This is a genomic window from Veillonella montpellierensis, assembly GCF_947090115.1.
GTDB classification, from domain to species: domain Bacteria; phylum Bacillota; class Negativicutes; order Veillonellales; family Veillonellaceae; genus Veillonella; species Veillonella montpellierensis.
In genome coordinates this window covers 1-8,740 of sequence record NZ_CAMUMS010000020.1, presented here as the reverse complement: position 1 = coordinate 8,740, position 8,740 = coordinate 1, and the positions used below count along the sequence as shown (strand labels likewise).

Below are 8,740 nucleotides of genomic sequence, written 5' to 3'. Positions count from 1 at the left end.
ATCCCTCCTGGGTCACCAGAGAACGAAGGATCTTACTTGATGTAGGATCCTTTTTGTGTTGAGGGATCGACGCACTAAGGTCTCAGCGTCACTGCGTTCCTAGAGACCTAAGTTGCTTACGTATCCCTCCTGGGTCACCAGAACGAAGGATCTTACTTGATGTAGAATCCTTTTTGTATTGGGGAATGCTCACGCTAAGTTTCCGGCGTCACTATGTTCTTTGTGATGAAGATGGTTTATTATATACGATTAGATATGAGCAGTTATGAAAGGACTATGATTGCTAGACTAGATTTTTAGTTGTAATATTTTGTTAAATACGTATAATGAAAGTGGATAGTATTCGAAATGAAACTGTACCATATATGATTTATTTTACACTTCTATGAGAAGATATCGGTAGATGATACAAGTCCTACAAAGGGGGCTTGCCTATGAATATTGGATTTATTGGCGCTGGAAAAGTTGGTTGTTCTTTGGGGAAATATATGACTGAGAAAGGTCTTACAGTAGTAGGATATTATAGTCAGCATATAATTTCTGCACAATGGGCAGCTGTTTTTACAAAGAGTGCCTATTTTTCTTCGCTTTCAGATATAGTGAATGCTTGTGATTTACTTGTACTAACTGTACCTGATGATAGTATTATTGATGTATGGGATTTGATGCAACATGTACCGATAAAAAATAAATATATATGCCACTGTAGCGGTTCGATGCCATCGACCGCTTTTTTTAATGCTCATTTATATGGTGCTTATACCTATTCGATACATCCTTTATATGCGATGAGTGATAAAGCAACATCGTGGCAAGGATTGAACAATGCATTTTTTACAGTAGAAGGAGATGTAAGTCAAAAATATGCAATTGATCAGTTATTACAAACGCTAGGAAATCCGTATCAATGGATAGATAGGGCAGATAAAAGTTTATATCATGCAGCTGCTACGATAGGAAGTAACTTAGTCAATAGTTTATATTATGTATCTACACAGTTGTTAGAAGCCTGTCATTTTAGTTCCGAAACAGCGCAACAAGCATTACATCAGTTATTTATAGATAATGCACAACGGATAGCTGAATATGGATCTATAGAAGCCATGACAGGGCCGATTGAAAGAAATGACAGTAAGACGATTCTTTCTCATATAGAAGCACTACGACATTATGATCAACAGTTGCATTTGCTTCCTAAGGACTGTATGGAGAAACGAGATTCTAATGATGTTAGCAGAAATACACTAAAAACTGCACATGCTTATGATAGTTTGTCTATGTATCAATCCTTATCCAAGATTTTGATTGCCATAGCAGAGAAGAAACATATCACTCGAGATTATTCACAATTAAGGAGTATACTTGATGAAACACACAGTACAAACACTACAACAACAAAAGAGAGAGGGTAAAAAAATCACTATGCTAACAGCTTATGACTATTCTACGGCACAATTAGTTGATAAAGCGGGTATTCAGACCATATTGGTAGGAGACTCACTGGGCATGGTTATACTAGGCTATGATGATACCTTATCGGTTACTATGGAAGATATGATTCATCATACGAGGGCGGTTACAAGAGGCGTTACTAGTGCTTTTGTTGTAGCAGATATGCCATTTATGTCCTATCAATCTTCTGTATATGATGCAGTAGTTAATGCGGGCCGTCTAATGAAAGAAGGTCATTGTGATGCAGTGAAATTAGAGGGCGGATCTCATATGTGTCCTCAAATAGAAGCGATTACAAAAGCCTCTATTCCAGTAGTAGGTCATATTGGTTTAACACCTCAATCGATTCATATGCTAGGCGGATTTAAAGTACAAGGAAAAACAGTAAAAGCAGCGCAAAAGATGATTGATGATGCAAAGGCAATTGAGCAAGCAGGAGCTGCTGCAATTGTATTAGAATGTGTACCAGCCCTATTAGCAAAACGAATTACAGAAGTACTGACAATACCGACTATTGGTATTGGTGCCGGAGCGGATACAGATGGGCAAGTTTTGGTATATCAAGATTTATTAGGTATGTTTACGGAATTTACGCCTAAATTTGTAAAATACTTTGACCATATAGGCGATAGGATGGTGGATGCGTTTATCGAATATAAAAAACAAGTAGAAACAGGTCAATATCCTGGTGTGGAACATACCTTTGCTATAAGTGATGATGTATTGGATAAGTTATATTAATGGACAGTGTCGAACTATAAGATGGGGTGGAACCGTTGATTCTTGAACACTATATGTTCCACTTCATATAATTATGTGCATTATATGAACTATGAAAGCATACTGTGCTTTTTAGCTGTATTTACTGCAAATTATATACATCGATGCAAGTATGGTCTAAGAGAAATTCGTTATATTGTCATATGGCTAGAGTAGAATGAGAGTCATATGACGATATAGTGATGCGAGGATGGTTATGATATACATAATGGTGCATCAGTCCTTAATAGGTACTATAGCCTCTGTATTGCCTAGATGAGTTATTGTAACGGTGCCATTTGTGATATTCATAAGATCATCAGTGACTTTCTCATAGTCATGGGGAGCGATATATATGGTTAGTTGTACGGTATCTGTAAAATCTTTATGGTATGTATAATCATGATCTTGTAAATAGCGTTCTGTAGTTCCTAAGTATGTATACGTAATAGAAGCCTCTATTTTTTCTCGTTTTGTATGCAATTCTTTAGGCGCTTGGCGAATCGCTTCTGCTACCGTATGAGAATAGGCCCGAATTAAACCGCCAGCACCTAATTTAATACCGCCAAAATAGCGTGTCACTACGACGGCTACATTGGTGATTTCTGTTTTTTTTAGTACCTCTAACATAGGTTTACCTGCTGTGCCAGAAGGTTCTCCATCGTCAGATGACCGCTGTTGTTCTTGACAGGGTCCAATTGCATAGGCACTACAGTTATGACGAGCATCCCAATAGTGTTTAGCAAGTCTTTTGATAGCCACTTGTGCATCTTTTTCTGTTTGACAAGGGACCAAGGTAGCAATAAATCTAGATTTTTCTATGGTATATTCATATTGATATTCGTGAGCAATGGAAATATAATCCGTTGCTTGTGTTTTGCGATTAGTGTGTGTAGTTTGTTGTGTTGACATGGCTTTCACTATCATCCTCCTCGTTTATCTACATGTATTATACCATGTATAGTGACTGTTGATGATATAGACTAGAGGGATTTTAAGCCTCGTATGATAATTGACAACTATTTTTAGAGAGTATATGCTAGTAGTACATTAATTGATTTTCATTCACAATATAGTGGGCATGATTAGGTATATAAAACTAAGTGTTCATTACTATATAGTGAATAAATCTTATTTGAATAGTATAGTTAGCGTCATGTGTATTATAGATATATGAAATGCTAGTAGATATATGATATATAGAGAGGATATAATCGTGAAACGAGAATTCAATATTATAGGTATGCACTGTGCTGCCTGTGTAAAACGTGTAGAAACGGTGGTTAGCCGATTAGATGGAATAGAAGATGTAACAGTTAATTTATTGACAAAAAAAGGAACGGTTACTTTTTCAGATGATACGATGACACAACCAGAGGATGTTATTCATGCTATTACTGAGATTGGATTTGAGGCCTCTGAATCGGATAGTTCAAGTTATAACATTACGCCCACCAATTATCGATCACAAATCATTCGATTGGTTGTGGCTGCATGTTGTGCTAGTTTGTTAATGGGCTCAATGGTATTACACATGCTATTTCGTACGTCTATGTTACCAGCTTGGGTAGAATGGATGTTGGCAAGTATTGCATTGTGGGGATCAGGATCTGTCTTTTTTAAAGGCGCTTGGAGTGCTATTAAAAGTGGTTCTTTAACGATGGATGTACTTGTCGTATTAGGTACATCAGTAGCTTATTTTTATAGTATTTATAATTGGTTATGTCATATACCTCAATTATATTTTGAAACAACAGCATGGTTGATTACTTTTATTTTGTTGGGTAAATTATTAGAAGAAATAGCCAAAGGCCGTACATCAGAAGCTTTGCAAAAATTAGTAGCCCTACAGCCTGCCATAGCACATGTGTGGCGAGACAACCAATGGGTAGATATTCCGACAAATCAAGTTGTTGTAGGCGATACTTTGCAGGTGCGAGCAGGTGAAAAAATACCAGTTGATGGAATGATAACAGAGGGGCGTTCAACAGTGGATGAATCTATGTTAACTGGTGAAAGTATGCCTGTAGAAAAAGAGAGGGACCATACTGTTATTGGTGGTACGATAAATGTAACCGGAGCTTTCACGATGAAGGCCAATAAAATTGGGCTTGATACGATGTTATCGCAAATTATTAAGATTGTGGAGGAAGCACAAACGTCGAAGGCCTCGGTGCAACGAATCGCCGATATCGTAGCCTCGTATTTTGTGCCCGCCGTTATTAGCATTTCAGTTGTTGTAGGATTGATTTGGTATTATGGCGTAGGTAGTTCGGTGAATACTGCTCTCATTGCGGCTGTATCAGTTCTCGTTATAGCTTGTCCTTGTGCATTGGGATTAGCTACTCCTACTTCTATCATGGTAGGTACTGGATTAGGCGCTACCCATGGCATTTTAATTAAAAGTGCCGAATTTCTTGAAACAGCAGGTACCTTAGATGCGATGATACTTGATAAAACGGGTACATTAACACAAGGTTCATTACAAGTTACGGACTATGAGCTCCTATCGTCAACATCAGTAGATACAATGGCATATATGATGGCCTTAGAAAGTCAAACCTCGCATCCTATTGCGAATGCTATGGTGCGTTTTGGAAAAGAAAGAGGGCATAGGCTTGATAGGACTACTATTAGGGTCAATCATTTTATAGATGTACCAGGTAAGGGTGTAGAAGGAGTGATTGATAATCAACGAGTACAAATCGGTCATATGCGATGGATGAAGGAGCAAGGCTATCAATTAAACAACATAGAAAATACAGTCTATGACTATGAAAAGCAAGGATCATCTGTTTCTTTGATGGCGATAGATGGTGTGATGATTGCTTTGTGGGTAGTAGAAGATGTATTACGACCAGAGGCACGTGAGGTTATAGAGCGATTGGAAGCATCAGGTGTTGAAGTATGGATGTTGACGGGGGATAATCGACGTACAGCCAAGTATATTGCTGATCAAGCAGGTATTTCTCATGTTATGGCCGAAGTCTTGCCACAGGATAAGGCAAGTAAAGTGCTAGCACTACAAACAGAGGGGAAACGAGTTGGTATGGTCGGCGATGGTATTAATGATGCACCGGCCTTAGCGACTGCAAATATAGGCTTTGCTATTGGTAGTGGTACGGATATTGCTTTAGAAGCAGCTGATATTGTACTAGTGCGTAATGATTTACATGCCCTAGAACAAGCTATACAGATTAGTCGTAAAACAATGAAGAATATTAAAGAAAACTTGTTTTGGGCACTGATTTTTAATTGTATTGGTATTCCTTTAGCGGCATTCGGTATATTAAATCCTATGATAGCAGGTACTGCCATGGCATTTAGTTCTGTCACCGTAGTGAGCAATGCAATACGATTAAAATATGCGAAAGTATAATCTTATAGAATACTAGTATGGATAGAATGATGAGATGAATAGAATGAGAAAAATAACAAAACGACGATGGTTCATGTTGCTACTACTATGTCTCGTTATAGGCATTAACTATTTAGATCGAGGAAATTTAGCAGTAGCCGCTCCCGTTATGCAAACATCATTAGGTATTAATCATGCTATGATGGGCCTATTGTTTTCCGCATTTGCTTGGTCCTATGCATTTTGTTTGCCCCTGGCAGGTATGATATTAGACAAAGTGGGCCCTCGTATTTTGATGACCATAGCGATTATTGGATGGTCTTTTTCCACATTATTGATGGGCTTTTTATCTAAACTATCTACATTGATGGGAGCTAGGATTTTATTGGGCATATTCGAAGCCCCCATTATACCGTCGAATATTAAATGTGTAGCATCGTGGTTTCCTGATAAAGAACGAGCAAAAGCAGTAGGTGCGTATACGGCGACAGAGTATTTAGCATTGGGGTTATTGGCACCCGTATTATCTTGGATATTAGTAACTTTTAGTTGGCATATGATTTTTATCATCACTGGATTATTGGGATTAGTAGTGGCCATTATTTGGTATCGCTATTACCGAGAACCATGGGAAGATACACAGGCGAATGAAAAAGAATTGCGTTATATCCGCTGGGGCGGTGCTGTAAGATCTACTAATGCAGAATCGATACAATCAGTTAGGATAGCACTTTCATTATGTAAGAAGCGGTTGCTACTAGGGATGTGCATTGGTCAATTTTCCATTATGACCACTTTATTTTTCTTTTTAACGTGGTTTCCCTCTTATTTAATTGCCGAACGAGGATTGACGATTTTAAAAACTGGCGTCTATTCTATGTTGCCATTTATGATGGCCATTGTAGGTTCTCTATTGGGTGGCGTTTGGTCAGATTATTTATTGCGCCGCGGTCACTCTAAAACGGTGGCTCGTAAATTGCCCATCATCGTAGGCTTTTTATTATCCATGCTAATCATGGGAGCTAACTATATAGAGTCTATAACGGGCGTGATTATTTGTATGGCGGTGTCCTTTTTCGGCCAAGCCATGGCATCAGCTGTTAGTGGCGCTCTATTATCTGATATAGCCCCTAAAGAAGCAATTGGTATTGCTGGTGGATTATTGAACTTTGTGGCTAATCTAGGTAGTGCCACATCACCATTGGTGATCGGGTGTATTCTAGAATTTGGTGGTGGCTTTCATATAGCCTTAGCCTACGTATCTTGTGTAGCATTAGCAGGAATTTTGGCGTATGTGGTGCTTATGGGACGCGTGCATCGCATTGAATTATGATAGAAATAGGGTATCGTAACTAGAGAAGGTGATACATATGATGGGAGAAAAATCAGAAAAACTAGTAGTTGAAACATTGCCATCTACATCACGAACGTATCCAATAAGCCTTTCGAAACACGTGGAATGCGTAGCATTAATGACGCGGATCGATGAAGGTGTGATATCTGAGTAGGGTTATCTTTTGAATGAATAATGAAGGTAAAATGCGGTGACGGGCAGAGTGGTAAAAAAGTACGAGAGTGGTCAGAATTTGGTAGAGGCGGGTTTTGTTTTTCAACGGTATTAAATACCTGCCTGTCATTCTTGTGGAGTTAAGATTTCGACAACCGATAAAGTGGGAAAAGAAATATTGGTTTACAAGGGGAAAAAATATGAAATCTGAATTATATATAAATAAAGCCTTTATGCAGTTAAAAAAGGGTGATATAGATGGTGCTGTTTGTAGCATGAAAAAGGTTATTGAAATGAATGACGATATTGTATCGCTTGTTCAAGCACATTGCCTTTTAGCTGAGTACTATTTTATCCATCAAAATTATGCTTGTTCAAAGGAACATATAGATTGGATTATGGAGCTGCAAGATGAATTAGAAAATGAATATGACGATTTATTAAATGATGAAATTATAAACACAAATGTTTTGGCAGAACTTATTGATAAATATTTACTGGCGTAATATATTGACTAACAAATTCCAGTTTATTGTGAGATGGAAACAAATTAGAATTTGAGTATAGGTATTAAAATGGAACAGTTGATAAATAATTTAAGAAAAATAAATTATGAAAATCTTAATCTTGATGAGGTCTTGACCGGAAGAGATAACACAACCTTTGATAGCGAATGGATCAGAGTATTTGATGAAATTAAAGCATTAAAAAATAGTGTAAAAATAACTGACAATACGCACATCAGAGAATCAGCTTATTTAATAGTGTATGAGAACTCAAATTCAGACGATTTAGCAGCCTATGTTTCTGATGATTTCGGTTTAATTTTCGATAGTATTATTTTAAATTATAGAGATGAATGGTTTGATAAATTGATTATGTGTTATGAAGAATTAAATATACCAAATGGGATATTATAAATTTAGATACGAGGATTAAGGGACTATTGGGTTATAAAAATTTAAATTTAGAGGACTTAATGAAAAATAAAGAAATACAGGAACTTGTACAAAATGAGATAAAAAATAACATGATGGATTTGGATGAATGGAGAATTAATAATCTTAAACAAATTTTACTTGAACTTAAGCAATTAGAAAAAAACCCTACATATGTACTTTCTTATCCAAGATATATAATTGACCAATGGGAGCTTGATAATCCACTAATTGTTAAGCTTTTAGAATATGCAGAAGATATAGAAAGAATGCAATCTCATCGCAAATAAATCCCAGTTTTAAGAGGAGTGAATAAAATTGAAAAGATACAAACAAATGACATGGCAATTTGAAATTGCAGGTGTAGAAGGGAATGTAATTCTGTTTGATACAAATATTTTTGAGTATGACTGGCATGAAACAGGGGAATACGTATCAGTAACGGAACCACTATATCATCAGAGATGTAGGTTTCCTATTTATGTTGTGTATATTAACGATGAACTTCATAAATTTGCTGCTGGTGAATTTAGTAGTAATGTATGGGGATTTTATATACTTAAGTACTAAAGTGATAATTCCAGTTTATTGTGAGAAGAAAATTAGAATTTGTGAGGGGATATGATGATGGAAACTATAAAAGAATTTTTAGAGAGCAATATATATTTAGATATTCTTAAATTGCAATATGAAATTGAACAGTATCCAAATCTACAATTCTATTAA

General features: G+C 36.7%; 9 protein-coding genes. 8 read left to right on the top strand and 1 reads right to left on the bottom strand.

Features of this window, described 5'->3' with window-relative positions; genetic code table 11:
* The first annotated feature begins 434 nt into the window (after positions 1-434).
* The gene (locus P6940_RS08065) at positions 435-1,412 is read left to right on the top strand and encodes a Rossmann-like and DUF2520 domain-containing protein (RefSeq protein WP_028257734.1); all 978 of its coding nucleotides are present in this window, start codon (positions 435-437) and stop codon (positions 1,410-1,412) included.
* Entirely contained in the window at positions 1,366-2,193 is an 828-nt protein-coding gene (gene panB, locus P6940_RS08060) for a 3-methyl-2-oxobutanoate hydroxymethyltransferase (protein ID WP_277293737.1), read from the top strand. The genes P6940_RS08065 and panB overlap by 47 nt, the downstream gene beginning before the upstream one ends.
* A 255-nt stretch (positions 2,194-2,448) precedes the next feature.
* Here the strand turns inward: panB and P6940_RS08055 are convergent, their stop codons facing one another.
* Positions 2,449-3,123 carry a YigZ family protein gene (locus P6940_RS08055; RefSeq protein ID WP_052076937.1) on the bottom strand — a complete coding sequence of 225 codons (675 nt, stop codon included), beginning with the start codon at positions 3,121-3,123 and terminating at the stop codon, positions 2,449-2,451.
* 280 nt (positions 3,124-3,403) lie between these two features.
* Between P6940_RS08055 and P6940_RS08050 the strand changes: the two genes are divergently transcribed.
* From P6940_RS08050 to P6940_RS08025, 6 genes are all read left to right on the top strand, one after another.
* On the top strand, positions 3,404-5,590 hold the full coding sequence (locus P6940_RS08050; protein WP_277293736.1) for a heavy metal translocating P-type ATPase: 2,187 nt from the start codon (positions 3,404-3,406) through the stop codon (positions 5,588-5,590).
* A gap of 43 nt (positions 5,591-5,633) precedes the next feature.
* The gene (locus P6940_RS08045) at positions 5,634-6,902 is read left to right on the top strand and encodes an MFS transporter (protein WP_051212118.1); all 1,269 of its coding nucleotides are present in this window, start codon (positions 5,634-5,636) and stop codon (positions 6,900-6,902) included.
* A 374-nt stretch (positions 6,903-7,276) separates the two neighbouring features.
* A complete protein-coding gene (locus tag P6940_RS08040) occupies positions 7,277-7,582 on the top strand; it encodes a hypothetical protein (RefSeq protein WP_277293735.1) in 306 nt (101 codons plus the stop codon).
* 69 nt (positions 7,583-7,651) lie between these two features.
* On the top strand, positions 7,652-7,996 hold the full coding sequence (locus P6940_RS08035; protein WP_277293734.1) for a hypothetical protein: 345 nt from the start codon (positions 7,652-7,654) through the stop codon (positions 7,994-7,996).
* A gap of 59 nt (positions 7,997-8,055) precedes the next feature.
* Positions 8,056-8,304 carry a hypothetical protein gene (locus P6940_RS08030; protein ID WP_277293733.1) on the top strand — a complete coding sequence of 83 codons (249 nt, stop codon included), beginning with the start codon at positions 8,056-8,058 and terminating at the stop codon, positions 8,302-8,304.
* A gap of 28 nt (positions 8,305-8,332) precedes the next feature.
* Positions 8,333-8,584 (top strand): hypothetical protein, encoded by a 252-nt coding sequence (locus tag P6940_RS08025; protein ID WP_277293732.1) that lies wholly within the window; start codon positions 8,333-8,335, stop codon positions 8,582-8,584.
* Positions 8,585-8,740 lie beyond the last annotated feature (156 nt).